This is a genomic window from Myxococcus virescens (assembly GCF_900101905.1).
Lineage (GTDB): Bacteria > Myxococcota > Myxococcia > Myxococcales > Myxococcaceae > Myxococcus > Myxococcus virescens.
Genome location: NZ_FNAJ01000002.1, coordinates 197,607 through 222,923, shown reverse-complemented (window position 1 = coordinate 222,923; position 25,317 = coordinate 197,607). Strand labels below are relative to the sequence as shown.

The 25,317-nt window shown below is 70.7% G+C and carries 22 protein-coding genes; 11 read left to right on the top strand and 11 right to left on the bottom strand.

Features of this window, described 5'->3' with window-relative positions; genetic code table 11:
• Positions 1-28: 28 nt before the first annotated feature.
• From BLU09_RS07530 to BLU09_RS07515, 4 genes are all read right to left on the bottom strand, one after another.
• A complete protein-coding gene (locus tag BLU09_RS07530) occupies positions 29-808 on the bottom strand; it encodes an SDR family NAD(P)-dependent oxidoreductase (RefSeq protein WP_090487689.1) in 780 nt (259 codons plus the stop codon).
• Between the two features lie 30 nt (positions 809-838).
• Positions 839-1,678 (bottom strand): dihydroneopterin aldolase, encoded by an 840-nt coding sequence (locus tag BLU09_RS07525; protein ID WP_090487686.1) that lies wholly within the window; start codon positions 1,676-1,678, stop codon positions 839-841.
• Entirely contained in the window at positions 1,675-2,400 is a 726-nt protein-coding gene (locus BLU09_RS07520) for an SDR family oxidoreductase (protein ID WP_090487680.1), read from the bottom strand. The genes BLU09_RS07525 and BLU09_RS07520 overlap by 4 nt, the downstream gene beginning before the upstream one ends.
• Positions 2,401-2,521: 121 nt before the next feature.
• Positions 2,522-2,953 (bottom strand): hypothetical protein, encoded by a 432-nt coding sequence (locus BLU09_RS07515; RefSeq protein WP_228557537.1) that lies wholly within the window; start codon positions 2,951-2,953, stop codon positions 2,522-2,524.
• A 126-nt stretch (positions 2,954-3,079) separates the two neighbouring features.
• On the opposite strand from BLU09_RS07515, the gene BLU09_RS07510 reads away from it, so the two are divergent.
• Entirely contained in the window at positions 3,080-3,796 is a 717-nt protein-coding gene (locus tag BLU09_RS07510; protein WP_090487675.1) for a class I SAM-dependent methyltransferase, read from the top strand.
• A 7-nt stretch (positions 3,797-3,803) separates the two neighbouring features.
• Here the strand turns inward: BLU09_RS07510 and BLU09_RS07505 are convergent, their stop codons facing one another.
• Positions 3,804-4,307 (bottom strand): GreA/GreB family elongation factor, encoded by a 504-nt coding sequence (locus tag BLU09_RS07505; protein ID WP_090487671.1) that lies wholly within the window; start codon positions 4,305-4,307, stop codon positions 3,804-3,806.
• A gap of 105 nt (positions 4,308-4,412) precedes the next feature.
• On the opposite strand from BLU09_RS07505, the gene BLU09_RS07500 reads away from it, so the two are divergent.
• Positions 4,413-5,087, top strand: a complete 675-nt coding sequence (locus BLU09_RS07500) for a dienelactone hydrolase family protein (RefSeq protein ID WP_090487669.1) — start codon at positions 4,413-4,415, stop codon at positions 5,085-5,087.
• 25 nt (positions 5,088-5,112) lie between these two features.
• Here BLU09_RS07500 and BLU09_RS07495 read toward each other — a convergent pair whose 3' ends face one another.
• A complete protein-coding gene (locus BLU09_RS07495) occupies positions 5,113-5,601 on the bottom strand; it encodes a transthyretin-like family protein (RefSeq protein WP_244171503.1) in 489 nt (162 codons plus the stop codon).
• Between the two features lie 266 nt (positions 5,602-5,867).
• Between BLU09_RS07495 and BLU09_RS07490 the strand changes: the two genes are divergently transcribed.
• The gene (locus BLU09_RS07490) at positions 5,868-6,392 is read left to right on the top strand and encodes a hypothetical protein (protein ID WP_090487665.1); all 525 of its coding nucleotides are present in this window, start codon (positions 5,868-5,870) and stop codon (positions 6,390-6,392) included.
• Here the strand turns inward: BLU09_RS07490 and BLU09_RS07485 are convergent.
• Positions 6,334-9,120, bottom strand: a complete 2,787-nt coding sequence (locus tag BLU09_RS07485) for an Lnb N-terminal periplasmic domain-containing protein (RefSeq protein WP_090487663.1) — start codon at positions 9,118-9,120, stop codon at positions 6,334-6,336. The two genes, BLU09_RS07490 and BLU09_RS07485, sit on opposite strands and share 59 nt — an antisense overlap.
• Positions 9,120-10,118 (bottom strand): hypothetical protein, encoded by a 999-nt coding sequence (locus BLU09_RS07480; protein ID WP_244171502.1) that lies wholly within the window; start codon positions 10,116-10,118, stop codon positions 9,120-9,122. Before BLU09_RS07480 ends, BLU09_RS07485 begins: the two co-directional genes overlap by 1 nt.
• 226 nt (positions 10,119-10,344) lie before the next feature.
• On the opposite strand from BLU09_RS07480, the gene BLU09_RS07475 reads away from it, so the two are divergent.
• The 3 genes from BLU09_RS07475 to BLU09_RS07465 all read left to right on the top strand — a co-directional run bounded on the left by BLU09_RS07475 (position 10,345) and on the right by BLU09_RS07465 (position 13,315).
• Positions 10,345-10,692, top strand: a complete 348-nt coding sequence (locus BLU09_RS07475) for a hypothetical protein (RefSeq protein WP_090487659.1) — start codon at positions 10,345-10,347, stop codon at positions 10,690-10,692.
• A 329-nt stretch (positions 10,693-11,021) separates the two neighbouring features.
• Entirely contained in the window at positions 11,022-12,149 is a 1,128-nt protein-coding gene (locus BLU09_RS07470) for a helix-turn-helix transcriptional regulator (protein WP_090487656.1), read from the top strand.
• Complete coding sequence (locus tag BLU09_RS07465) at positions 12,146-13,315, top strand: metallophosphoesterase (protein WP_090487652.1); 1,170 nt, start codon at positions 12,146-12,148, stop codon at positions 13,313-13,315. The genes BLU09_RS07470 and BLU09_RS07465 overlap by 4 nt, the downstream gene beginning before the upstream one ends.
• On the opposite strand, the gene BLU09_RS07460 is transcribed toward BLU09_RS07465, so the two are convergent.
• Complete coding sequence (locus BLU09_RS07460) at positions 13,287-14,642, bottom strand: thioredoxin family protein (RefSeq protein ID WP_090487649.1); 1,356 nt, start codon at positions 14,640-14,642, stop codon at positions 13,287-13,289. The two genes, BLU09_RS07465 and BLU09_RS07460, sit on opposite strands and share 29 nt — an antisense overlap.
• 107 nt (positions 14,643-14,749) lie before the next feature.
• Between BLU09_RS07460 and BLU09_RS07455 the strand changes: the two genes are divergently transcribed.
• The 4 genes from BLU09_RS07455 to traB all read left to right on the top strand — a co-directional run bounded on the left by BLU09_RS07455 (position 14,750) and on the right by traB (position 21,644).
• Complete coding sequence (locus BLU09_RS07455) at positions 14,750-16,492, top strand: GTPase domain-containing protein (RefSeq protein WP_186817992.1); 1,743 nt, start codon at positions 14,750-14,752, stop codon at positions 16,490-16,492.
• A 168-nt stretch (positions 16,493-16,660) separates the two neighbouring features.
• Positions 16,661-17,731 carry a hypothetical protein gene (locus BLU09_RS07450; RefSeq protein WP_244171501.1) on the top strand — a complete coding sequence of 357 codons (1,071 nt, stop codon included), beginning with the start codon at positions 16,661-16,663 and terminating at the stop codon, positions 17,729-17,731.
• A gap of 125 nt (positions 17,732-17,856) precedes the next feature.
• Positions 17,857-20,016: an outer membrane exchange protein TraA gene (gene traA / locus BLU09_RS07445; RefSeq protein ID WP_090487640.1), complete on the top strand. Its 2,160-nt coding sequence runs from the start codon at positions 17,857-17,859 to the stop codon at positions 20,014-20,016.
• Complete coding sequence (traB, locus tag BLU09_RS07440; protein ID WP_090487635.1) at positions 20,013-21,644, top strand: outer membrane exchange protein TraB; 1,632 nt, start codon at positions 20,013-20,015, stop codon at positions 21,642-21,644. Before traA ends, traB begins: the two co-directional genes overlap by 4 nt.
• Before the next feature lie 17 nt (positions 21,645-21,661).
• Here the strand turns inward: traB and BLU09_RS07435 are convergent, their stop codons facing one another.
• Together BLU09_RS07435 and BLU09_RS07430 are read right to left on the bottom strand one after the other, a co-directional pair.
• Entirely contained in the window at positions 21,662-22,495 is an 834-nt protein-coding gene (locus tag BLU09_RS07435; RefSeq protein WP_090487632.1) for an Ig-like domain-containing protein, read from the bottom strand.
• 112 nt (positions 22,496-22,607) lie between these two features.
• Positions 22,608-24,521 (bottom strand): lipase maturation factor family protein, encoded by a 1,914-nt coding sequence (locus BLU09_RS07430; protein WP_244171500.1) that lies wholly within the window; start codon positions 24,519-24,521, stop codon positions 22,608-22,610.
• 135 nt (positions 24,522-24,656) lie between these two features.
• Between BLU09_RS07430 and BLU09_RS07425 the strand changes: the two genes are divergently transcribed.
• Positions 24,657-25,310, top strand: a complete 654-nt coding sequence (locus BLU09_RS07425; RefSeq protein ID WP_186817991.1) for an MBL fold metallo-hydrolase — start codon at positions 24,657-24,659, stop codon at positions 25,308-25,310.
• The last annotated feature ends 7 nt before the right edge of the window (positions 25,311-25,317 follow it).

Below are 25,317 nucleotides of genomic sequence, written 5' to 3'. Positions count from 1 at the left end.
GTGAGCCGAGGCCACCTCATACCGCGCCTCACTCCCGCAGCAGTAGCCCTCCATCCAGCACCAGCTCGGAACCGGAAATCCACGACGCGCCCAGCAGGTAGCGCACCGCCTCGGCGACGTCCTCGGGGCGCCCCAGCCGTCCGAGCGGATGCAGCGCCCGCAAGCCCGCCAGCTGCGCCTCCTGCCGCCGCGTGTACTCGGGCTCGGACAGCGGCCCCGCGCCGGGAGCCAGGCGCACCTCGCGCACCATGTCCGTCTCCACCACGCCCGGCAGCACCGCGCTGGCACGCACGCCTCGCGCGGCACCCGCCAACGCCAGCACCTTCATCACCTGAAGGAGTCCTGCCTTCGCCGCGCTGTACACCGCGCTGGTGACGACGGGCCTCGTGGCCAGCGTGGACGCGATGAAGACCTGCGCCCCACCCGGCTCCAGCACCTCCAGTGCCTGCTCGCCCAGCCGCAGCGGCGCGATGAGGTTGACCTCGAGCTGCGCGCGAAGCGCGTCCTCGCCGATGTGGCCCGGCGGCTGGTGCACCACCTGCCCCGCGCTGTGGACGAAACCGTCCAGCCCTCCCAACAACCCGGCGGCACGGCGAAGCAGCCCCTCGCGGGCTTCCAGCGAGGCCAGGTCACACGGCAGCGCGAAGGCCCGTCCCGGCCATGCGGTCGTCAGCGACTCCAGCACCTCCGCGCGCCGGCCCGACACCACCACCTGCCCCCCCGCGCGCAGCAGGGCCTCCGCCACCGCGCGGCCAATGCCCGTCCCACCGCCAGTGACGAGCACCTTGCGCGTGCCCACCTCACTCATGGAAGGCGCTCCTTGAAGACACGGCCCCGCTCACGGTTGGTGCTCCGCGGGAGAGCCCGGCGCCGCGGGCTCATCCAGCGGGTAATAGGAGTGGCCGGTGACGGGCAGCAGCCCCTCCGGCGGCGGCTCGGTCTCCACCTCGTCCGACGGGATGAAGCCCGGCCTGTCCACACAGAGCACCGTCTGCTCCGTGGATGAAGGGTTGTCGTAGCGGTGCAGGAAGCCGCGCGGCCAGTGGAAGGCCATGCCCCGAGCCACCGGCTTGAACTGCAGCAGCAGCCCCGAGCCCAGCACCAGTTCGCTCTCCTCCATCTGCTGGTGCACGTGCGTGGGGATGCAGCCTCCTGGCTTCACCCGCAGCCGGTAGACGCCATAGCCCGCGCCCTCGTGGATGATGTCCACGCGGCCAAAGCCCTTCTCCTCCCGGCCGTACACCATCTCCGCGGCCGTCCGGTGAATCTGGAGCGACGGCACCGCCAACCCGCCCAGCGCCAGCGGCTTCGTCACCCGCACCGTGGCCGCGTGGACCTGCGCGCGCGGGACGTCGTCGGTGGGCGGCGCCAGCACGTAGCGGCACACCGTCTCGACGGCGGACTCCAGCAGCTCGAAGCGGCAGGCCTCCAGCAGGAAGCGCAGCTCCCCCGCGAGCCGGCCGTAGTTCACCGTGTGCGCCAGCCTGCCTCCCACCGCGGCGGCGCGGGTGTCCAGGAACAGGGCCACGTCCAGTCGCAGCGGCTGGGCCGCGATGCGCTCCCTGTTGAAGATGCCCACGATGCAGTCCACCGTAAGGCCCCGCAGCTCGATGACGTCCAGCGGGCGGCCGTCCGGCGTCGTGACGACAGGGGGATGGAATGCGTGTTCGGCGCTCATAGCTGCGCGCTCCTGCCGCCATCGACGGCGATGACCTGCCCGGTGATGTACGGCGCCTCGCGGGCGAGGAAGACGACGGTGCGGGCGATGTCCTCGACGTTGCCCTCGCGCCCCATGGGGATGCGGCGCAGCACCGCGTCGCGGGCCTCCGCGTCGAAATCCTCGGGGAAGGCCACCGTGCCGGGCGACACGGCGTTGACCCGGATGTGCGGGGCCAGCTCCACCGCCAGCGCGCGGGTGAGCATGATGAGGCCCGCCTTGCTCACCGAATAGTGCGCGTAGTGGCTCACCGGCCGCTCCCCACCGACGTCGGTGAGGTGCACCACCAACGGGTCCTTTCCGGCGCGCAACGCGGGGAGCAGGGCCTGGGTGAGGAAGAAGGGCGCGTCCAGGTTCACCGCCATCATGGTGCGGTACTGGTCGCGGGAGATGGCGGCGAAGTCGGTGCGCTCGAAGAGGCCCGCGTTGTGGACCACCACGTCCAGCGCGGGCCACGCCTCGCGCACTTGCGCGGCCAGGGAGTCCACTGCCTCCGGGCGGCTCAGGTCGGCGGCGTGCAGGGTGACGCGACGGCCGAGGCCTCGGAGTTCCTCCGCCAGGGCTTCCAGCGGCTCAAGGGAACGGTTCGCATGGAGCGCCAGGTCATAACCCGCGCGGCCAAGGGCCCGGGCCACCGCGCTGCCGATGCGGATGCCAGCCCCGGTGATGAATGCGGTCGCCATGCGGCGCATTCAGTAACAGGCCCGGCGGGGAAAGGCACTGTGGACCTGCTGCCGCGAGGCGCGCCGGGTTACCCCCGTAGCCCGGCGCGCCCGCGGCGCGGTCCCCCGATACTCGAATCGTCTAGCGGCGGCCGGCGCTGGCCATGTGCACCCGGCCCGGAGCGTAGGTCACCCACACCCACTCCTGGACCGGCTCGTAGCGGGCCGGCACCCAGCGCTGCTCGTAGAAGCCGCCGGTGCACCGGGTCACCCGCGAGCGGCGGTTGTGACGCTCGCGGCACACCTCGGGGACCCACACCTGCTCGTAGCGGCCCTGCACCCAGCGGTTCACCGTCTGCAGTTCGTAGCGGCCCCGAGCGTGCGGCGGCGGCAGCGGCGCGGGTCCCGGGTGGCGGCGGGCGTCGACGTGGACACCGAAGTTGCCGCCGCGGCCGTCATGCCGGTGCTGCTGGGAGAACCGCGACTTCTCGTTGTCGTCCTTCGCATGCGCGGCCGTGGAGCCGAGGAACATCATTCCGAAAGCCAGCACCGCGAAACCCGTCTTGAGCGCCATTGTCGTCCTCCTCCGTCGTCCTGCTTGAACCTTCTGACGGGGCACCCCGCGGAACATTCAATGCCCGATACCGGCCGCATTTTCAGAGGGAGGGGCCGGTGTGGGTGCGATACACCCCGAGACACCATGTTCCACCGCAAGGGCCCCACCCTCCGGGAGCTGGCCGCGCAGGCCCTCACGTCCGTCGAGCACGGCTACGACCTGCTCGCGCCCAAGTTCGAGTACACGCCCTTTCGCACGCCAGACGCGGTGCTCGAGGCCGCCATTGCCCAACTGGGCGCGCCCGGCAGCGTCGGCAGCGCGCTGGACGTGTGCTGCGGCACCGGCGCGGCCATGCGCTTCTTGCGCCCGCTCGCGCGGGAGCGCGTGGTGGGCTTCGACCTCAGCCAGGGCATGCTCGACGAGGCGCGCCAGCAGCTCGCGCAGGCGCCGGGCACCGCGGCGCTGGAGTTCATCCAGGGCGACGCGCTGGCGCTCCCCTTCGACGGCGCGTTCGACGTCGTCACCAGCTTCGGCGCCTTCGGTCACATCCTCGAAGAGGACGAGCCAAGGCTCGTGAAAGGCATCGCCCGCGCGCTGCGCCCCGGGGGCCGCTTCCTCTTCGTCACCGCGCACCCGCCGTCGAAGCTCCGCCCGGGCTACTGGATGGCCAAGGGCTTCAACGCCGCCATGCGCGCACGCAACGCGCTGTGGAAGCCGCCCTTCGTCATGTACTACCTGACGTTCCTGGTGCCCCGGGCCCGCGCGCTGCTCGAAGCAGAAGGCTTCACCGTCGAGGTGCGCGACGGCCTGATGCCGGAGCCCTTCTCCGTGCTGAGCACCGTCATCGCCACCAGGCGCTGAGCCCGGCTCAGGACGCGGCGTAGTCCACGGCCGTCACCGTGTACTCCACGGGGCCGCGGGGGCGCTCCACCACCACGGACTCGCCCACTTCCTTGCCCAGCAGGGCCCGGGCCAGGGGCGACTCCACGCTCAGCCGCCCCGCCTTCACGTCGGACTCGTCCGGCCCGACGATGCGGTAGCGCACCGGGCCGCCGTCCTCGTCCTCCAGCTCCACCCAGGCGCCGAAGAAGACGCGGCCGGCCTGCGAGGCGTCGGGCTCCACCACCCGCACGTCCTCCAGCACCGCCGCCAGTTCCTGTACGCGCCGCTCGCGCTCCTTGCGGCGCACGCCCGCCTCCAGCTCCGTGAACTCACCCGCCTTGGGGTCCGGCCCCTGCGCCGCCGCCAGTTCCTCCTGGAGCGCCCGGTAGCCCTCCGGGGTGATGTAGCGCTTCTCCCCGGAGGACGCGCGTGGACGGACGGGCATCACGCTGTCATCGCCCGAGTCCTCCTTCGTGAATGCCTTCGACATGCCAGTCCTCTGTCGCCAAGCGGGCACGGCGGCGGGTTCGCGCGCGCGTTCGCGGAATCGGCCGTTAAGCTGCGCCCCCTTCCACAACCTCGCAAGGGTGAAGCCATGACAGGACAGACGCAGCTCATCGGCAAGCAGGGCCAGGCGCTGGCGGGCTATCTGAGTGCAGCCCCGAAGGGCGATGCGCCCGGAGCGGTGGTGCTCATCCACGAGTACTGGGGCCTCAACGGGCACACGCGCGACGTGGCGGACCGGCTGGCGCGAGAAGGCTTCACCGTCTTCGCGGTGGACCTCTACGAAGGCCGCGTGACGAAGGACGCCAACGAGGCCAACGCGATGCTGAAGGCGATGGCTTGGGACAAGGCCACGGCGGACCTGCGCGCCGCGGTGGAGGCGCTGCGCGCGCGAAAGCCCGGCACCCAGGTGGCCATCATGGGCTTCTGCATGGGCGGCGCGCTGGCGCTGCTGGCCGCCGCGAATGAGCCGGGGCTCGACGCCGTCGTGCCCTTCTACGGCATCCCCCCGGAGGAGGCCGCGGACGTGTCACGCATCCGCGCGCCGGTGCTCGGGCACTACGCGAACAATGACGAATGGTGCTCGCCGGAGCGAGTGGACGCGTTGGAGAAGAAGCTGAAGGGCGGCGGCGTCCCCATGGAGATTCACCGCTACGACGCACAGCACGCCTTCTTCAATGACACGCGTCCGGAGGTCTACTCACCGGACAACGCCGCGAAGGCGTGGCAGCGCACCGTGGACTTCCTCCACGCGAAGCTCGGCTGAGCCTCGCGCGGAAGAGAGAACGGACTCAGTTGCCGGTTTCAGGCGCCGCGGCGGAATCCTCCGCCGCCGGCGTCTCCGGCACGGCGGGGGCCTCGGGCGTCGCGGGAGCCTCGGGCGTCGCGGGAGCAGCAGAGGCCTCCGACGCCTCGGGCGCGGCGGCATCCGTCGCGGGCACCACCTGCAGGCGGTAGCTCCGAACGCCCCTGGGCAGCACGACCTCCACCAGCGGGTTCTCCTTCAGCAGCGCCGGCGTCACGTCGAAGGACACCCGGCCGTCCTCGTCCGTGACGTAGGACTCGCGCGAACGGGAGTCCTCGCCCCAGAGAACCTTGGCGCCCTTCACGGGCTGGTTGGTGTCCGAGTCCAGGACGATGAGGTCCACCAGGGTGCCGGCCGTCACCGACGAGCCCGCGGGCTGGACGACGTCGCGATAGAACGGACGCTGCACGACGCAGGCGGCCAGCAGGGAGGAAGAGGCAAGGGCGAGGGTCAGCAGTTTGCGACGAAAGCTCATGGAAAATTCCGTACGGGCAGAGATGGAGGTGCTGCCGGGCGCGGCAGCATAGCCGGAGGCCACCGTCCGCCAAGTCCGGCGCGCATCTTCGGGCCCCTCGACTCGGGTATCCAGGGACTCCGCGAGTATTCCGGAGGGAGAATTCCAGGGCCCGGCAGGTGGCCCGCCCCCCGATGCGGCCAGCGGCCCTTCCGCGCACCCGCTGGCGTCACAAACTCATGGCCATCAAGCACACGTTGATTTGCCCTCGAGGGAGGTAGCCAGACATGCCCGAGCGCATCCTGACGCAGGACCCGGAGAAGGCCCTTGCCGGTCCCAAGCCGCGCTACGAGTACATCCGCCAGGAGATTCCCGCGGACCTGACCTTCAAGCCAGACACCATCAATCCGGTCCACAACCGGTTCATCGTGAGCACGCTGGTGATGGCGTTCATCAGCATGGCCCTGTTCTTCCTGCCCATGTTCAACGGGCTCCTGGCCGGCACCTTCGGCGGCTTCCACGCGCGAAGGATGCCGCGCGCGCTCGGCGCGGCTGCCCTCTCCGCCGTCGCGGTGCCCACCGCCCTCGCCTTCTTCCTCTTCATCGGCTCGGCGACCCAGGGCCACATCTTCTATGGCCTGGGCTTCTGGGGGTACACGGCGCTCTACGTCATCGGCATCTTCATCGGCGCCGTGACGGGAGCCATCAGCCACCCGTTCTGGACGAGCTACAAAATCGGCGAGCCCGCCCCTGTCAGCGCACCTCGAACCCGAGTGCCAGACGCCGCTCCGCCGAGCCGGCCAACCACGTAGACGGCGACAAGGCTTCCCAATGGGGCGTGGGCGATATCGCCCCCTCCCACCGGACCTGCGCGCGGGGCGTGAGGAGCACGCCGAAGGGCCCCGCGCGCCCCAGCCACACCTCCAACTGGAGCGCCGCGCCCGCCTCGTGGGTGAAGTGTGTGTCCCCCACCCTCCAGGTGGGCGCGTAGGCCGCCTCCAGCCGCACCGCGTTGGCACCCGAGCCGAACAGCCCCATCCGATGCGCCAGTGACAGGCGCGGCCCCGCGGCCGGCGTCAGCACATCCCGGTTCCAGTGCACCGCGGCCAGGCCGCCCACGCCCACCGTGGTGAAGCGCGAGAAGCGCGCGTCCTCGTCCAGCACCATCAACGCCTCCGCCTGCACCGACGCGCGATAGCGCAGCAGGCGCGCGTCGCTCGACGCCACGCGGGCCTCGGCACCCCAGCCGAGCGAATCCCAGAAGGAGTCACGGAACTGGGGAAGCTCGCGCAGCAGCGTGCGGTAGCCCAACAGCGTCAGGTCCGAGGCCACCACCTTCGGCAGCCCCCAGCGCGGCAGGAGAAACAGCTCGCCATCGAGCACCCGCAGCTCACTGCTCGGCTGGAAGCCGTGGAGCCGCGCATCGCCCAGCGCCTCGGCCATGCCCGCGGTGCGCAGCCCCACCAGGGTCCGGGCCGCGGCCCCTTCGGGAAAGTCCACGCCCAGGGCCACCATCACGCGCCCCGCTCCGGACTCCCGCTGCGCCCCTTCCGCCCAGGCCGTCTCCGCCGCCACCTTTCGGCGCCGGTCCTCGTGCAGGAAGGCCACCGGGTCCACGGTCGCCAGCAAGCCGTCATTGAGCGCGCCCTGCACGTCGGTGGCGCGGTGGAAGGTGGCCTCGGTTCGCTCGGCCCACACCAGCGTCCGCAGCTCCTCGGGCGTGGGTGGACGGCGCTCCGCGGAGGCCAGCGCGTCCTTCAGCAAGGTGGCGCGGTCCAACACCGCGAGCCTCCGTTGGAGCGCGTCCTCGGTCTCGAAGACGCGTTGGCGCTCGGCCGTGCCGGCCCTTGCCGAGCCCGCAACCGACACCTTCATCGCGAGCATCCGCTCGCGCTCGATTCGCAGGCGCTCGCCGTCGGCACGGTCCACCGCGGCGCGCTCCACCCGCACCGCGTGCGCCACGTAGGCATGCAGGTGCGCGCGGACCATGTCCCGGGACGCCGTCTTCGCCGAGTGCATCAGCGCGGCCACCACTCCGGGCAGTTCGTCATAGGCCGGGGCGCGGACCTGTGGCTCCGGCGACTCCAACCGGGCATGCACGCCCCGGAGACGCGCGAGCTCATCTGCTCCGACATGTCCGGCCAGCGCGTCCAGTGCCTCCTGCTGTGCCGAGTGCGCACGCACCGCGCGGTCCCCGGTGGACTCGAATGCATCCGGGATGTGCTCCAGGAGGGAGGACGTCTCGCCCCCTGGCTCCTCCACCTGCACCCGGGCCAGGGTGTCCAGCGTGGCGGTGGGCAGGACCCAAAGCGTGCCGGGAGGACGCAGCTGCCGCCCCCCCTCCAGCGCGCCGTTGAGCAGGAAGACGAGCGCGCTCGCGCAGTTGTCCGTGAAGAAGTAGTAGCCCAGGTACCCGCGGCGCTCGAGCTCCCACACCCGCTCCAGCATCCGCGCTTCCTCGCCGGGCTTCAGGCGCAGGCGGAAGCGGCGGATGGAGCGCTGCTCCAGCTCCAGCGCCTCGTGGGACAGGTCGCCCATCGTCCCCGTGAGGAAGACGGTGTCGTAGGCCCCCGTCATTCCCTTCACCACGTAGCCCAGGCCCTTGGACTCCATCCCTGTCAGCGCGACCAGTTGCACCACCCGTTCGAAGGTGGGTCCCCGTGGTACCTCGCCCTCGTTCCACACCGGGCGCAGCAGCAGGTGTCCGAAGAGGGACTCTGGCTGACGGCCCGTGGAGGCCACCAGCAGCACCTCGAAGTGCGACAGGGACTCCAGCTCCGCCCAGGCTTCAAAGGCGGGGCAGTCCCCCCGCGGCGGCAGCGTGCCCAGGCCCGACGCTTCCAGTTGCTCCGTCAGCGCACGGGCCTTGGAGAACTCCTGGCAGCGGACGTGGTCATCCACCGGCAGCGCGTCCGCGCGCAGGGACTCCACGGGCACGAGCAGCTCCTCGGCGAACGTCACCCAATCCAACGAGGCGCTGCGCTGCCCCATGGCGCGGCTGAAGGCTCCGGCGTAGCGAAGGCGGACCTCCTCCTTCCACACCAGGGGCCGCTCGAAGGGCTTCATCCAACCCGATATCCGGCGCCAGGCCGGGGTGCCGCTCCAGCCTTTCGCGTCATCCCAGCGCTGCATCACCGCGTGCACCACCGCGCGCCGGCGCCACAACCGCTCCGCCTCCGCGTCCGTCAGTCGAGACAGACGCAGCGTGGCCCGGCGTTCCTCCGATGGGACGTACTGGTAGAGGTGGAACCGCGCGCGGCCCTCCGTCCAGTCGGGACGCTCGGGGGAGCCATCGCCCAGGCCCAGCGGTGCTGCCTCCGGGTGCAGCACCAATTCCAGGGGACCACCGGGCGGACGCCGCATCGCCGGGGGCAGCGCCTCCAGCCCCGCCTCCACCTCCGTCACCAGGTCCGCGTCGGCCGCCGCGGCGCCCCGCAGGACCACGCCCGCCTGTTCGAGCGCGTGGACGCGCGCGGACAGGGCATCGTCGGCGTGCACCGGCAGCGCGAAGACGAGCGCGAGCAGCCGCAGCCCGCGCATCAGTGCGCCACCGTCGCGGTGCCCTCCTGGGACGGTGCCGCGAGGAACGCGCGGCGATCTTCCTCCAGCCGCGGCTCGGCCCGCGCCAGCTCTCCCACCCGCTCCAGCCACGCGAGCGCGCGGTCCGGCGTGAGGGTGTTCGCCTCAGCCATCTCGAGCAGCTCCTTCCGGTTCGCGCGCAGCACGCGCCCGAAGAGGCCCAGGTGCTCACGCCGGATGCGCGCCGCCGCCGCCAGGTCCTCCACCGTCGGCCCGGCTCCCAGGGCGAGGTCCTCACGAAGCTGGTGCGTGCGCGCCCGCAGGTACACCTGGGCGGCGCGGCCCGCCTCTTTCGGAGACACCCCTCGGCGCCGCTCCGCCGCGGCATACGCCTGCCAGATGATGATGCCGAGCCCCACCACCAGCGCGGCCACCGTCACCGAGGACGCCACGTCGTTGTTGTTCGACTGGCTGCTGTTGTTGCTGCGGGAGCGCGACGCCTCGCCGTCCGCCTTCTCCGTTCCCGCGGAGCCCTCGCTCGTGCCGCCTTCCTCGGAGCTTCGAGAGGCGACCTCCGTGGACTCATTGTCGCTCGACTCGGAGTGGCTCGTGCCCTCTTCACCCGAGCCGCTCGACTCCGACTGGCTGGAGCCCTCTCCACTGGAACCGCTCGACTCGGAGTGGCTCGTGCCCTCTTCACCCGAGCCGCTCGACTCCGACCGGCTGGAGCCCTCTCCGCTGGAACCGCTCGACTCCGACTGGCTGGAGTCGCCCGAGCCCTCCGACGACGCACCTGAGTCCGACTGGCTCGATTCGCCCGAGCCTTCGGACGAAGCGGCGGAATCGGACCCCTCGGATGAAGCGGCGGAGTCGGAGCCCTCGGACGAAGCGGCGGAGTCGGAGCCCTCTGAAGCGCTCATGCCGCCTCCAGGCCCCAACGCCGCGGGCGCCCTGCATCCGGAGACCGTCATCACCACCGCCATGCACAACGCGCGCTTCACGGACTTCTTCGTCTTCATCGAACGCATTTCCAGGTGTCCATCCGTTCTTCACGTGGGCCGGCCGTCGCACGGTGGTACAACCGATTGGCAGCCTAGCCAGCAGCGTGCCGAGCGGAAGGATGTTGCGATTTCGCGCCTTTGCGCACGACACCACGCGGCATGCCGCGAAGCCCACGAACCGAAGGTGCGTTACACGCTACGCGCTCGGTGAGCACCTTTCCCAGGAACGGCCACGGAGTAAGTCATGACCCTGGGACTCGCGATTCTTGGACTCTTCACCGCGCTGCTATCCATGGCGGCCATCTTCCCCGTCCAGGAGCCAAAGTGGTTCGGCTTTGGCGTCATGGCGGCCGCCTTCTGCGCCCTGGGTGGTGCCTTCAGTCCGCCCCACCTGCGCACGGCCATGCCCTGGGGCGTGGGCACGGCGCTCGCCATCTGGGCCCTGGTGGGCCTGGGCACGGGCGCCATCAGCGCCTGGCTGGGCTGGGCGGCACTGGCCCTGGGCATGGCCTACCTGGGCCTGGGCATGCTTCATTTCCTGCGCAGGGTGGTGCCCCCCGGGCGCCTGCCTCGCTTCCTGCATGTCCCATGAGGTCTGGTGGGCCCACAAAGGCAACCATCCTCGTGGGTTGGAGTGCGGGCGCCAGGCGTGTGGGAAAGGAGCGGCGCACCGGGTACCCGAAACCGAGCGCCCGGCGCGCGCTCACAGTTCACCGCGGCGGCCCTCCCCCCGGGGGCCGACATGAGAGTGTTCCGCCACTGCCCCGTGTCCGGCTATTGGGGAAATCCCTGGGTCATTAAAAACCCAGAACCTTTGAAAGCCAAGAAGTCCCCGGGGGGACAATTCTGAACGTTCGAGACGTGCGTGAAGAGAGGGCAAGGACTGGGCGCAAACCCTGACGGGCGTATACTTCCAAAACCGTGATTCGTTTGAATTCCGAGGAGCAAGGCCTGCTGACGGACCTTGAGGCAATGCTCGTGGAGGCCGAGCCCGGGACAGAATCCCTGCCCCCGGTGCTAGGCGCTTTACGAGAGGCTTTGCGGGCCGAGCGCGCCGTCGCCTATGGCGTGGACGTGGGCCCCGAGCGCTACCACGCGAGCTACGCCCATTGCGCGGGCTTCCCACTCCCCGCCGCCACAGTGCACGCGGCCATCGAAAACCAGGTGTCTGCCTGGGGAGAGCCTTGGGGTTGGTTCAATCCCGCCCGGCCCGAGCCTGCTCAGCGCAACCGCGCGCTGCATTTCCGCTCGCTGACGGAAACCGAGACGGCCCGCCAACTGCCGCTGCATGACTTGTCAGCCAGCGAGGTGGGGCGCCGGCTGGGCATGAGCGAGGAATCGCTGGAGGGCACCCGGGAGCGCATCAGCGCCCGCTCCGCGGCGATATTCCGGCAGCTCGGCGTGGAGAACATGCAATGGCTGCGCACGCTCGTCTGTGATGGGCCGGTGCTCCTGGGCTGGGTGGGCCTGGCCCGCGCCGAGCCCTTCACCGAGCGCGAGCAGCGCCTGCTCCAGGCCCTGACGCCCGCGCTCCAGCGGCGGCTGACCATGGAGACGCGGCTGCGCGAGTCGGGCCTGATGTCCACGGCGCTGCAGGTCGCCATGGAGGCGCTGGGGCGCGCGGCCTGGATTGTCAGCTCCAGTGGCCGCGTGGTGCACGCCAACAATGCCGGCCGAGCGCGGCTGGAACGGCATGACCCGGAGCTGATGGAGTCCCTGCGCCGCGGCGCCCAGGGCATTCCCTGCTCCGGCCCGCTGACCATGACGCCGCTGCTCACCACCGGCCTGCCACCGCACTACCTGGCCATCGACACCGGCACCGCGTCCAGCGCCGCCGCGCGCGTGCAGGCACTGTCGGCGCGCTGGTCGCTCACCGCGCGCGAGTCCGAGGTGCTGACGCACATCATCCAGGGCGAGACGAACAAGTCCATCGCCGGCCGGCTGGGCTGCGCCGAGCGCACGGTGGAGGTCCACGTCACGCATCTGCTAAGCAAGGCACAGGTGGAAAGCCGCTCGGCGCTCATCGCCCGGTTCTTCCAGAGCTCGTGAGCAAGACGTCATCCATCCAGGCCGCGCTCGCGCGGGCCACCGAGGCCGCGGCGGAGGCGCCGCGCTCCGTCCCAGCGGAGGACCATGTCTGGCGGCGCCGGCTCGTCATGGGGGACCCGCAAGCCGACCTGGACCAGGTCCTGGCCATCCTGGCGCACCACGGACTGCTGACCGGCGAGGGGTGGCTTCGCTCCGACGTGCAGCTCATCTCGGTGGGCGACCACTTCGACTGGGGCAAGCCCGCCGAGCGAGAGTCCGCCGCCGCCAGTGGGCTGGCGCTGGTGGCGTGGCTGGCCGCCCACCCGGCGACCCAAGCGGTGATGCTGCTGGGCAACCACGACCTGGCGCGAGTGGGCGAGCTGGCCGGCTTCACGGATGCGCGCTTCGCCGAGGCCCAGGCCGAAGCGGACCGCATCTACCAGGGAGGCGCGACGGACGAAGCGGCGGAGCAGGCGTTCCTCGCGCGCTGGCCCGAAGTTCCTTCCGCGGAGCTGGTGGCCCGCGACTTCGGCAACTTCCGCGCGGCGCAGCGCACCTGGGTGGAGCACCTGCTGCGGGTGAAGCGCTTCCGCGTGGCCCATGCCGCGGCCCCTGACCTGCTGGTGCTGCACGCGGGCGTCACACAGGAGGACCTGGACGTGACGCGCCTGCCTCCCGCCCAGCGCGAGGACGCGAACCTGGTGGCGGCGGCGCTGAACGCGGCCCTGGATGCGGCGGTAGCGGGCTGGACTCGAGGTCCGCTCGTCATTCCGGGGCTGCACCACCCAGGCGACGCGGCCCACGGCGAGGGCACGGGCATCTTCTACCAGCGCCCCAGCCTGCTGCCCGAGGACGCCGAGCGCGTGCGCGGCACGCCCCGGCGCCGCTTCGACCCGAGGCGGCTGCCCACGGGCCTGACGCAGGTGGTGGGCCATACACGCGACAAGCGAAGCCGCGCGATGCTGGGGATGCCACCCGACGGCGCCCGCGACGGCGTGCTGCGGCATTTCGTCACGGATGGAACGCGCGTGGACTACGCCCACGGCGCGCCGCCTCCACCAGCACCCGGCACCGCGATGCTGGTGTTCACCGACGGAGCCATGCGCGAGTGCCAGGCCCCGGACTACGAGCTGTTCGACCTGGACACCCGCGCGGCGGCTACCGCGCCGAGGCCTGAAGACCGCTGAGCTTCTTCTCCAGCCCGGCCACCGTGCGCGGCGACACCTGCGAGGCGGGCAGCGACTTCGCGAAGGTGATGGCCTCTTCCAGCGTCTTCACGGCGGACGCCGTGTCCTGGCGCGCCACGAGGATGTCCGCGCGGCCCGACAACACCGACAACCGCCGCGCGCCCTGGACGCGCGCCAGCGCACGGTCGCTGGCGGCGAGCGCGTCATCCAGCCGGCCGACGAGCCGGTACAGCGTCGAAAGGCGCGCGGGCGGGTTGTAGTCCTGGGGCAGGTCCTTCTCGCTCTGCTCGAGCGCGGGAATCGCCCGGGCGGGCGTCTCCAGCTTCATGGCCGCGAGCATGCGGTGCGAGTCGAACACCGTCCGCGCCTGGGGATTGGGCGCCTTCGCCGCCTCGGCCTCCAGGAACGCCAGCCACTCCTCCGACAGGGCCTTCACGGCCGCCGTGTCCTTCGCCACCTCTCGCGCCTGCACGCGCACCTCGTACAGGCCGGAGCGGTCATCCGCGGACATCTCGATGGCCGGGGGCGCCAGGGCCTCGGCCACCTTGGCCTCCAGGCCGCCGCGCAGCTCCGCCCCGCCCGCGTGGTCCTCCGGCAGCGACAGCACGCAGTACATGCCCAAGAGAGCGCCATTGGCCCAGGACAGCGAGCGGGGCGTCTTCGGGAGCTCCTCCAATGCCTTGTGCGCGCACGCCTCGTGCTGCTTCGCGCCGTACATCGCCGTCAGCAGCGACTCCACCGCACGGCCCCGGCGGGACCAGTCCGCGGGCGCCTCGGCCAGGGCCTCCACGAGCGTCTCCGCGGCTTCGGCCGAACGGCCCTCCGCATAGAGCGCGTCCCCGCGAGCCAGCAGGGCCTCGGCGCCGGTGATGCCGCCCTTGTACGCGCGCTCACCGTCCTCGAAGAGCTTCTCCAACTGCGCCACGGTGGCGCTGCCGGCAAAGCGCAGCAAGGCCTTCTCCTGGCGCGGGTCGATGACGTACAGCGTGGGCCAGAACTCCACCGGATACTTCTCCTGGAACGCCGCGTTCGACGTCAGGTCGGTGTTCACCTCCAGCCACACGAAGCGGTCCGCGTGCCGGGCCAGCGACGCGTCGGACAGGACGTAGGCCTTCATCGACCGGCACGTGTGACACCAGGGCGCCCAGACATCGACGAAGAGGGGGAGCCCCTTCGCCTGGGCCTCGGCGAGCGCGCGGGCGTAGTCGTCTTCGATGAAGGGCAACGGGCCCTTGGCGTGAGACGCGGCGGCCGCGGGGGCATTCGTATTCGCGGCGGTGCAGGCGACGAGCCCCGACAGGAGCAGGCAGGCGGCGAGAAGGCGCATGGGACCACCCTACCGCGCTCCACCCGCTCTGTCCCCGGCCGACACCTGGTGGGACAAGTGCCTGGGCACGGGGCGTCCCGCGTGCTGTGGTGCGAGGACTTCTGGTGATGAGAGACCCGTACACCCTGCGCACCTGCCTCGCGTCCGCCCTGGACGCCCTGCCCGCTCCCGAGCGCTTCCCGGACGCCTCGGACGCCGAGCTCGCGCGCCGTCTGGCCGAACGCCTGCGCCGCGACCTGCTCCCCCGCCTGGGCTCCGCGGACTCCCCGCTGCTGCTGGTGGCCATCGCCGGTCCCAACAACGTGGGCAAGTCCACCCTCTTCAACTCGCTGGTGGGCGCGGCGCTGTCCCCCGCGAGGCCCGAGGGCGGGCTCACCAAGCAGTGCCTGGCGGCGGCCCACCCGGAGACGTGGACCGGGCCGCTGAAGGACTTCCTGACGCGGCGCTATGACATCGTGCTCGTGGCCTCCGGCGACGCGGCGCCCGTGGACCAGGCGGGGCCTCCGGGCCGGCTGTACCTGACGCTGTCGGACGCGGTGCCTCGCGGGCTGCTCGTCATGGACACGCCGGACTTCGACAGCGTGTACCGCGACAACCGCGAGCGCGCGGAGGCGTTGCTCGTCACCGTGGACGTGCTGGCGTTCGTGGTGAGCCGACAGACGTACCAGAACGCCGCGCTGGTGGACTTCCTGCGCGCGGCCGTGGGGCATGGGCGGCCGTACCTGCTCGTCTATAACGAGGCCACGCGCGAGGAGGTGGCCCGCGGGCACCTGGACAAGCTCGCCGAGGACGTGGGCCACCCGGCGCTGGCGCGCTACCTGGCGCCGCACCAGCCCGACGTGGAGGCGGGGCTGAAGCCCCTGGCCACGGAGCCCCTGGACGGGAAGCCCGCGCTGGGGGCGCTGCTAGGACAGGCCGAACACGCGCGCGAGCTGAAGGCCCGGGCGCTGGAAGCCTCGCTCGCGGATGCGCGCGCGGAGATGGAGGCCGTGTCGCGCGCGGCCTCGGAGGCGGCGCGGGAGCCCGACCGGCTCCGCAAGCGACTGCGCCACGAGTTGGACGTGGTGGGGGCGCACGCGGCGCTGAAGGCCGTGCCCGCGGACGTGCTCATCGACGCCTTCCGCGACGAACTGGATGCGCGCAGTCAGTTCCACAAGTGGGTGCGCCTGCCCTTCCGAGGGCTGGCCACGGCGCTCACCTTCGTCACGCGCAAGGTGCGCGAGTCCTTCACCGCGCCCGAGGCCCCGGGCCCGGACACGCCGACCCACGCGGTGGACGAGTCACTGAAGGACGGAGTGCGGCGGCTGGTGGATGCCTTCGCGCCGGAAGTGGCCGCGTGGCGCGCCGACGCGCAGACGCGGACGAAGCTGGAGGAAGCCTTCGGCCCGGTGACGCTGACGAAGCTGGAGGAGCCGCTGGGCTTCGAGCCCCTGCACGCGCACGCGGCGGACCGGGCCACGCTGTATGCGTACTGCCGGGAGTTGGTCTCCGCGGAGCTTCAGGGCGACATGCGGGAGGAGATTCTCCAGACACTGACGACGCTGGTGTACTCCGTACCGTCAGGCGCGGCGGCGGCCGTGACGGTGGCCACGGGCGGCATGGGCCATGACGCGGTCGTCTGGGCGGGCACGCTGCTGTCCACGCCGCTGATGGAGCGCTTCGTGGACCTGCTGGGCGCCCAGGTGCGGGCTCGTGTCACGAAGAAGTGGGCGGATGCCCACGGCGCGACCCTGTCGAAGGCCCTGGAGGCGCGGTACTTCTCCGACATCCTGGAGCAGCTCGACGGGCTGGCCAGCGACTGGAACCAGACGGCGGCCCGCCTGGACGAGGCCCGGGCAGGCTTGTCCTGACGGGCCCTGAGTCCCGAGTGTACCCAGCGGCGCTGACACCCTGCATCAGCCGGGGCTGAACCGGCGGACATCGGCGCACGATGACGCCTCGGCGAGGGAACGAGCCTCCTGGACCGCTGTCACTCCGTCCGTGCGTGCCCGGCGGCAATGCGCCATGCTGTGGGTCTCATGAACGGCTCGGACCCAGCCGGACTGGGCTCCCCACCTCTCGTCCTGTCCTTCCGCCACCTGCTGACCGACGCCGTCAGCACGTTCCTGGACGAAGCATCCATGTCCTGCGAGCTGACGGCGGACGCCATCGGAGAGCTCATCGTCACCCTGTCGCGCTATCGCGAAGAGGGAGCTCCGCTGTTTCCCATGGCCTTCGTGGGAGACGACCTGGGACAGCTGCTCGAACACCTGGGCGGGCATGACCCGATTGCCATCGGCATCGGTCCGCGTTCGCGCGCCACCATCCAGCGCGCGCTCAAGCAGTGCGCGCCGCTGGGCCAGGGGCGCTGGTGGGCGCTGTACCTCCTGCGCGTCCCGGAGGGCTTCGCCTACGGCGTCTTCCGGACGGACCCCTTTCCTCTAGCGGAGACGCCGCTGGAGCGGCTGCGCCGCGTCGAGGACAGGGGCGCGGGCGTCGTGGGTGTGCTTCAGCTCGCCGACAACATCCTGGAGCTGCGCTCGGGCGGAGGGCTGTGCCGGCATGTGTACCTGTCCGGCGCGAGGGTGGAGTCGGCCTCTCCGCCAGAGGTGATGGATGAGCTGGCGGACGTCGTCACGGCCGGCGTCACCACGCACAGTCGCGAGCGCGCGCGAGGGTTCTTCCGCCGGGTGCTCTTCGAGGTGATGCAGGGCTCCCACGGCGCGCTCGTGGCGGTGCTCCCCCGGGAGCGCGCGGGCTCCACGCTGTTCGTGGACGGCATCATCCTGCCCCGTCCGCTGGACATCGTGGCGTTGCTGGAGCGCTACCACGCGGACCCCACTGACAGCGCGGGCACCGCCGTGCGCGCCGCCGCGCAGTTGCTGCGGGGAATGATGGCCACCGATGGCATCACCGTGCTCCGCGCGGATGGCTGCATCGTGGGCTACAACATCTTCGTGCGACATCCCGAGACACTGGCCAGTCAGCCGTCTGTGGTTGGCGGCGCCCGGCGGCGGACCTTCGAGGTGCTGTGCGCGGCCCTGGGCACGGAACTCACCGCCGCGTTCATCCGCTCCCAGGATGGGGACGTGAGCTGCAAGCGGGTCTGAGTCAGAGCGACCTGCATTTCAAACTATTCCGAGTAGCAACGGCCCACTGAATCTCCGCCGTTGAGCGACCGCTGGAGGACCTGCGACGTCGTAGCGGAAAGCCGCACGTTGCCGGAATTGCGGTTGTGGGAGATATCCCGCATTGTTGCGGGGCTTTGAAATCGCCCGTGTCCCGCATCGCGCGTACCGCGCTCACTGTCCTGACGGTGTGCCTCGCCAGTGTTGCGCAGGCACAGCCAGAGCCAGGCGAAAAGGCGCCAGAACTTGTCCGCATCCGTGGGGTTCCCGTAGCTCCTTCGCCAGGAGCAGTCGGCACCGGGTTGTGCATGGCATCAAGCACATCATCGACTCCGGCCGTGGACTTCCCTCAGAGCGAGGCCACATTCCCCGGTACCTTCAATGCGTTCATGGAGTCGAGCAGGCCGCGACGCGTCACCTCCGTACTCCGCACGTTGTTCGACCTCTCGAACAACATCACGCTAGGCGATCCAAACGACCCAACGATTCAGCAGCCAAGCTACGGCGACTTCGTGAACTCCGTTGGTTCGTGCGGTAGAGGCGGATGTGCCTCCCCACACCCAACGTTCTCGTCCTTCGGCGCCCGATTTCGCGGATACATCAACGTCCAACCACAGTGGGTGGAAGTCCCTCTACACTTCGGGTTCTATGCCGACGATGCCGTCAGCTTCGTCATCTATGACCTTAGCCAGACGCCCTATCAGGTCATCAACCGGCCACCGCAGCTCGGAATCGCGTCCTGGCGCACGACCAACACCGTGGTCTTTGAGAGACCGGGCCTCTATCCCGTAGAGATCCTCTACGCTCAGGTCAGCGAGCACTCTGCGCTTGAGCTCTCGACGTTCGTCGGTGCGTTTCCAGATACAGAGCGTGGCGCCAGCACCGACCCCATCGTCAAGCTCAACACAGCCGGTTTCGTCCTTGCTCCGCCAGAGCTCTTCTTCCACACAGAGGGCGGACGTCCCTCCTTCCCAGACGACATCAACCGCTGCGAGCAGTGCAACCGCCAGTTCGCGAACATCCCAGGCACTGGCGGCTGCGGTTCTTTCTACCACTGCAACGCAGCGGCCCTCTGCGCGCCCTGCGACTCCTCGCTCTTCTGCGGCGAGGACTGCTCCCCCTGCGGCGAGTCCGCGCCCCACTGCGCCAACCTCAACGGCCGCACCCAGTGCGTGCAGTGCACCGAGGACAGCCAGTGCCCGAACGGCCGCTGCGACCTCGAAACCAACCAGTGCACCGGCTGCAACGAAGACAGTGACTGCGCCACGGGCGCTTGTGACACCGAAACATTCACATGTGTCGAGTGCAAGAACGACAGCCAGTGCACCAACGGCGAGGTCTGCGCCACCGACATCCACGAGTGCCGCGAGTGCACGCAAGACGCCCACTGCCCTCAAGGCGAGTCCTGCACCGACAACGTCTGCTCGCCCTGCGCCACCAATGATTCGTGCGCCGGCAACTCCTGCAACTGCTGCCCCAACGGCACCCAGTGCATGGCACTGACGCCCGGTGCCACGCCGACCTGTGTGGAGTGCACCACCAGCAGCCAGTGCGCCGAGGGACAGCAGTGCGACACCGCCAACGGCCGCTGCGTGGACAGCGTGCCTTCGTGCAACACGGCCGACAGCTGCGGCCCTGGCTGCGTGAAGTGCCCCGGCGAGCGCCCCTACTGCCTCGACGGCGAAGTCTGCGTCCAGTGTCGCAACGACCTGGAGTGTGGCGACGGCCAGTTCTGCCTCAGTGGCGAATGCGCGTCCTGCACCACGGACAAGCACTGCGGCCCCCGCTGTGGCGCCTGCGGTGGTGACACCCCCTTCTGCCTCTCCAATGGCACCACGCAGGGCAGCACCTGCGTGGGCTGCACGGATGACGGGGACTGCGGGAGCGGCGTGTGCAACCCCACCACGCGCACGTGTGAGAACTCGGGCGCGTGCGCGGTGACGTGCGAGCCGGGAACGGTCTGTGACGGGACCTCCTGCGTGGAGTGCTTCGCGGATGCCCACTGCCCCTGCGGCGGCACCTGCGACACCGTGACCAACACCTGCTCCACCGCCTGCTCCGACAGCGGAGACTGCCTGGGCGTGGAGCACTGCTCCGCGAAGACGATGGAGTGCGAGCGCGGCCGCCGCAAGCCGGGCACCGAGCCCCAAGGCGGCGCCTTCTGCTGCGGCACCACCGCCGACGCCACGCCCGCTGGAAGCACCACCTTCCTGCTACTGCTCGCCGCGGGTCTCACGTTCCTCCGCTCCCGGCGCCCTGCTCGATGAAGCCCTCGCACCTGTTCCTCATCGTGGCGCTGGGGTTGTCCACCACCGCCACTGCGCAGCCAGACGCGCGCTTCAACGTGCAGCTCTTCCGTCCGTCCGGCGCGCCCCAGGACCTGGTCGTGGTGCAGCAGTCGCGTCCGCTGTCACACCTGTCCGTCTCGGCCGGGCCGTACCTCAGCTACTCGCTCAATCCCCTGTCGCTGATTCCCGAAGGCGGAGACCTGAGCAAGATCAACCTGGTCGGCAACCGCCTTCAATTGGACGTCATGGCCACCATTGGCCTCTTCGACTGGGCCGAGGTCGGCGTGGACATGCCGCTCATCCTCGCCCAGGGCGGCGCCAACCTGGAGGTCATCGGCACCGAGGGGAGCGTGGAGAGCTTCGTGCTCGGTGACCTCCGGCTCACCGGCAAGGTGGCCATCCCGGGCCTGCGCCGGCCCGCCGAGGGCAAGGGCTGGGGCGGCGCGGTGACGCTCAACGTGAGCTTCCCCACCGGCGCCCAGGACGCCTTCGCCGGAGACGGCGAGCTGACCTGGGCCCCGGGCCTGGTGCTGGACTACCGCTTCGAGAACGGCATCCTCCTGGCGCTCAACGGCGGCTTCTGGAAGCGCCCGGACCGCGTCTTCAGCGGCGTGTCCGTGGGCGACATGATGCCCTTCGGCGTCGGCGCGGAGGTCCCCATCCTCCGCGGCAGCGGTGTCACCGCGGTGGGCATGGTGCACGGCGCGGTGGGATTGCAGAAGCAGCCCGATGAGCCCCGGCAGATCCCCGCGGAGGCGCTCTTCGGCCTGCGCTGGTACAGCTCCACCGGCCTCACCTTCACGTTCGGCGGCGGTATGGGCTGCGGCTGCTCCATCGCCTCGCCCTCGCTGAGCTTCTTCACGTCCATCCTGTGGATTCCGGCGAAGACGCGCGAGTGGGAGGCCCTGGAGCGCTTCAAGGAGCCGCCCGAGCCTCCGCCGCCGCCCATCGACCCGGATGGTGACGGCGTGATTGGCGAGTCGGATGCGTGCCCCGACGTGGCCGGCCCCGTGGCCAACATGGGCTGCCCGGACACGGACAAGGACGGTGACGGCGTGGTCGACCGGCTCGACCGGTGCCCGGACCAGCCCGCCGGCAGCCGCGGCAAGGACGGGTGCCCGCTGGCCCGCCGCGATGGCAACCGGATTGTCATCCTGGAGCAGCTCAACTTCGCCACCGACCAGGACATCATCCTCTCCGAGTCCTTCCCCATCCTGGAGGAGGTCGCTCGGGTGATGAACGAGAACACCGAGGCGGACCGGGTGCACATCGAGGGTCACACCGACTCTCGCGCCAGCGATGCGTACAACCTGGACCTGTCACGTCGCCGCGCGGCCAGCGTCATGCGCTTCCTGGTGGAGAGCGGCGTGGCGGCGGAGCGGCTGTGCTCACAGGGCTTTGGCCGCTCACGGCCGCTGGCGGACAACGCGACGGAAGAAGGCATGGCGCTCAACCGCCGCGTCGACTTCACCATCCAGCCGCCGAGCGACGGACCGCGTCCGCCCTGCCCGGAGGACGCGGAGGACAAGAAGCGCAAGCGCCCCACCAAGAAAGCGCCTGCCACGCCCAAGGCGAAGTCGAAGGCTCCCGCGGCGCCGAAGCCGTAGACGCGGGGGAAGACTCGCTACGGGACGACGAACTCCGCCGCCGTCCGCCGCCGGCCGGCGACCACGGACACCACCGCGCGCCCGGAGCCCACCGCCGTCACGCGGCCTTCGGGTGACACCGACACCACGGCGGAGTCCGAGGTGAAGAACTCCAGCGGCACCGTGTCCAGCACGACGCCGCTGCGATTGAAGGCGCGCGCCTGGAGCTGCACGGACTGACCCCTCCGCTGGAAGGCGTGGTGCGTGAGGTTGAGGCCCAGCCGCGCGAAGTCCGCCGGCACCACCTGCACCGCGATGTGCCGGCTGAGGTGCCCCAGTGTCGCGCTCAGGGTCGCCTTGCCCGGGCGCACGGCCACCAGTTGCCCGTCCTCCACCCGCGCCACCGTCTCATCCGAGGAGCGGAACGTGGGCATGGCGTCCTGCAACGAAGAGCCCTGCTCGTTCCTCGCCACCACGCGCAGCTTGATGACACGCCCCACCTCGAGGAAGTCCGCGCCTGGGGCACGCACGTCCAGCGAGTTGAGGATGGTCAGCTCCAGCGGTAACGCCGCGCGGACCTTGCCACCCGTCGCGCCGATGGTCGTCTTCCCCGACTTGCGCACCGTCAGCAAGCCTTCCTGGACCTGCGCCACGTCCGGCGCGGAGCTGGTCCACCGCAGCTTCGGGTTGGACATGGGCTGGCCCTCCGCGTCGAAGACCTCGTAGGCCAGCTTCACGGTCTGCCCAGGCGTGCGGAGGTACTTCGTCTCCAGCGGCTCCAGCTTCATGGTGGTGGGCGTGGGCCCGCAGGCGCTCAGCAGCCCGATGACGGCGACAAGGGGGAGGCAAATAGGAATGCGCGGCGTCTTCACGGCGTCACGACGGCGGAGATGGGTGGGAAGCCCCCATTGTAGCCCCACCCCATCGGCGGCGTACGAAAAGGGGCCTTCGAGGTTCAGGGCCGCACGCCTGCCCCCACCCGCCTCACGCCCCGGCATGCCATTGCAGCGCGGGAATGCGTCCACGAGGCCGGGGCCCGGGCGCCAGCGAGAGGGGCGGCACGTAGAGGCCCAGCCGCTCCCGCCGCCACCAGATGCCCGTGCGCCGCCGCTCGGCCACGTCCGTCATCCGGTAGTCGTACAGCACCGCTCGCACCATCCGAGGCGGCCGGTCCGGGAAGGGGTTGCTCGCCAGCAGGCCCAGGACGTCCGGCGAGCCCTCCAGCAGCCGGGCCAGGAACGCGACGAACCAGCCAGGAGGCGAGCCGAGCGCGGCGAACCACATCTGCCAGTCCAGCCGCGGCTGGTGGGGAGCCACCAGCCGGGGAGGCCGGGCCGGGTCCCCCACCTTGTAGCGGAAGGAGTATTCCTTCCACTGCACACCGTCGTCGGAGCCCTCCACGAGGATTTCCGGCCGCTGCACCGTCATCACGCTGAAGAGGCCGTAGGGATTCACCGAACGCAGGGGCCGCGCATGGGACTCCAGCCACGTCAGCATCGCGCCGACGCGCTCGGGGCGGTACCGCTGCCACCCTTCAAACCGGCGAAGCACCTCCGACGCCCCCAGCACCAGCAGCGGCGACACCACCAGCGCGGACACGCCGGTACGCCACCAGGGCCGTGGCTGAGCGGGAGGCCCGTCCTTCAAAGGCAGCACCCGCCGCAGCGCCGCGTCATCCAGGAGCCACACGCCCAGCACCCAGGCCTGGACGTTGAAGAAGCCGTAGTTCCCCGTGGCGGCGATGGCGGTCTGCAAGCCGCTCAGACTCCAGAAGGCGAACTGCCGCAAGCGCCGGGGCCCGAAGGCCAGGAAGGGCACCACCGTCTCGAGCCAGAGCACCGCTCCGGTCGAGGCCCGCTGGAGCCGACGCGGCAGATGATGCGCGTACCACCCCCCCCGCGTGGGCAGCGGCGCCGTCTCGTAATAGTGCTCACACGCGCTCAACTCGCGCCAGGTCTGGTCCCCTGACTGGAGCTTGCTGAGCCCCGAGCCGAAGTAGAGCCGGAATACGAGCAGCCGAAAGAGGAACACATCCAGCGCAGAGGGCTCGTCACGGCCCAGGCCCGGCCGCAGTCCTCCGGGCGCGGTGAGCGCCGCCAGCAGTCCCATCTCCAGCAGCAGCACGTCCCACTGGAAGGAGAGGAACTCACGCCCCACGGCCACGTAGGAGAGGTACAGCGCCCACAGCGTCGACACGCTGAAGCGGGGCGCCACGTTGAAGAGCAACGCCAGGGACAGAACCTGGCCCTTCCAGCACCCACGCACCAACGCGGCGTCCGAAGCGTCCAACCAGAACAGCGACGGGATGCGCCGCCACCTCGCGAGCGCCGAAGCCTCCTCGCGCCGCTCCGCGGCCAGGCGCTCCGCCACGGGCCGGAGGCCTTGCGCCCCATACAGTCCCCGCACCTGCCGCCCCAGCGAGGTGAAGGCGATGAGGAACGTTCCTCCCAGCAGCCGCAGGAAGGCCCAGCGCACCCACCGGTATTCGTGCGGCACCACCGCGCGCCCGAAGAGCCAGCGGTCCACGCCCGCCGCCTGACGGCGATTCCGGGCCACCACCGCATAGACGCCCTGGGCCACCTGCAACACCCCCGGCATCAGGCCCAGCCTCGCGGCCACCCGAGTCCCCCGGCGAGGCGACGCGGCGAGCGCGCGGAAGAGGGCCTCCGCGCCCTGGGATACCCGGCCGGAGGGCTCCACCAGTTGCATGGCCCTGCGCATGTCCGCCTTCGGGATGCCCAGCAGCCAGCGGCGCCACCCGCTGCCCGGCCGGTAGCGGACACGGTCCCCGGTGCGCCACCGCCAGCGCGCCGCCCAACGCCGGCAGAACGCGCAGTCGCCGTCGAAGAGCACCAGGGGCCGGGTCAGCAGCACACCGCGAGAGATTCGCGCCATCATGCGGGAACGTTGTGCCGTCCCACGGACGACGTCCCCGTATCCTCGGGCGCCCGCCGTGGAAGCAGCGGAGCATCCAGGCCGTGGCCTCCCTCCCCGCCCACGTGACAACGGCTGGGGGTGCCTAGCTTTGTCCGCATGAGCGAGCCCAAGGGGAAGGCGAAGCGGACAAGCGAGCTGGTGCCTGGCGTCCACCACTGGACCCTCTCCGATGACCGCATCGGCGGCGCGCGCAGTGACGCGTACGCCGTGGTGGACACGGATGGCGCCGTCGTCCTCATCGACCCGCTGCCCATCGACGAGGAAGCGCTGCGCAAGCTGGGGAACATCTCCGCCATCGTCCTGACGGCGGGCAACCACCAGCGCTCCGCGTGGCGGCTGCGCAAGGCCTTCAAGGTGCCCGTCTGGGCACCCGAGGGAGCACAGTCGCTGGAGGAGCAGCCCGACTTCTTCTACGTCGCGGGAGACACGCTGCCCGGGGGACTCATCTCGTTCCACACCCCCGGCCCCACCGAGGCGATGTACACGCTGTGGATGCAGCAACACCCGCGCGCCGTTGCGTTCATCTCCGACCTGCTCACGCACGAGGACGGCGAGACGCCGGACTTCATCCCCAGCGAATACCAGGACGAACCGCTGCGCACCCGGCACAGCGTCCAGCGCATCCTGGACCACCTCCCCGTGGAGACGCTGTGCTTCTCCCACGGCGCGCCCATCCTCCGCGACGGCGCCCGCGCGTTGCGGCTCGCGCTGGAAGAGGACATGGAGTCGCCCGCCGCGCCAGCGCCCTGAGCCCGCC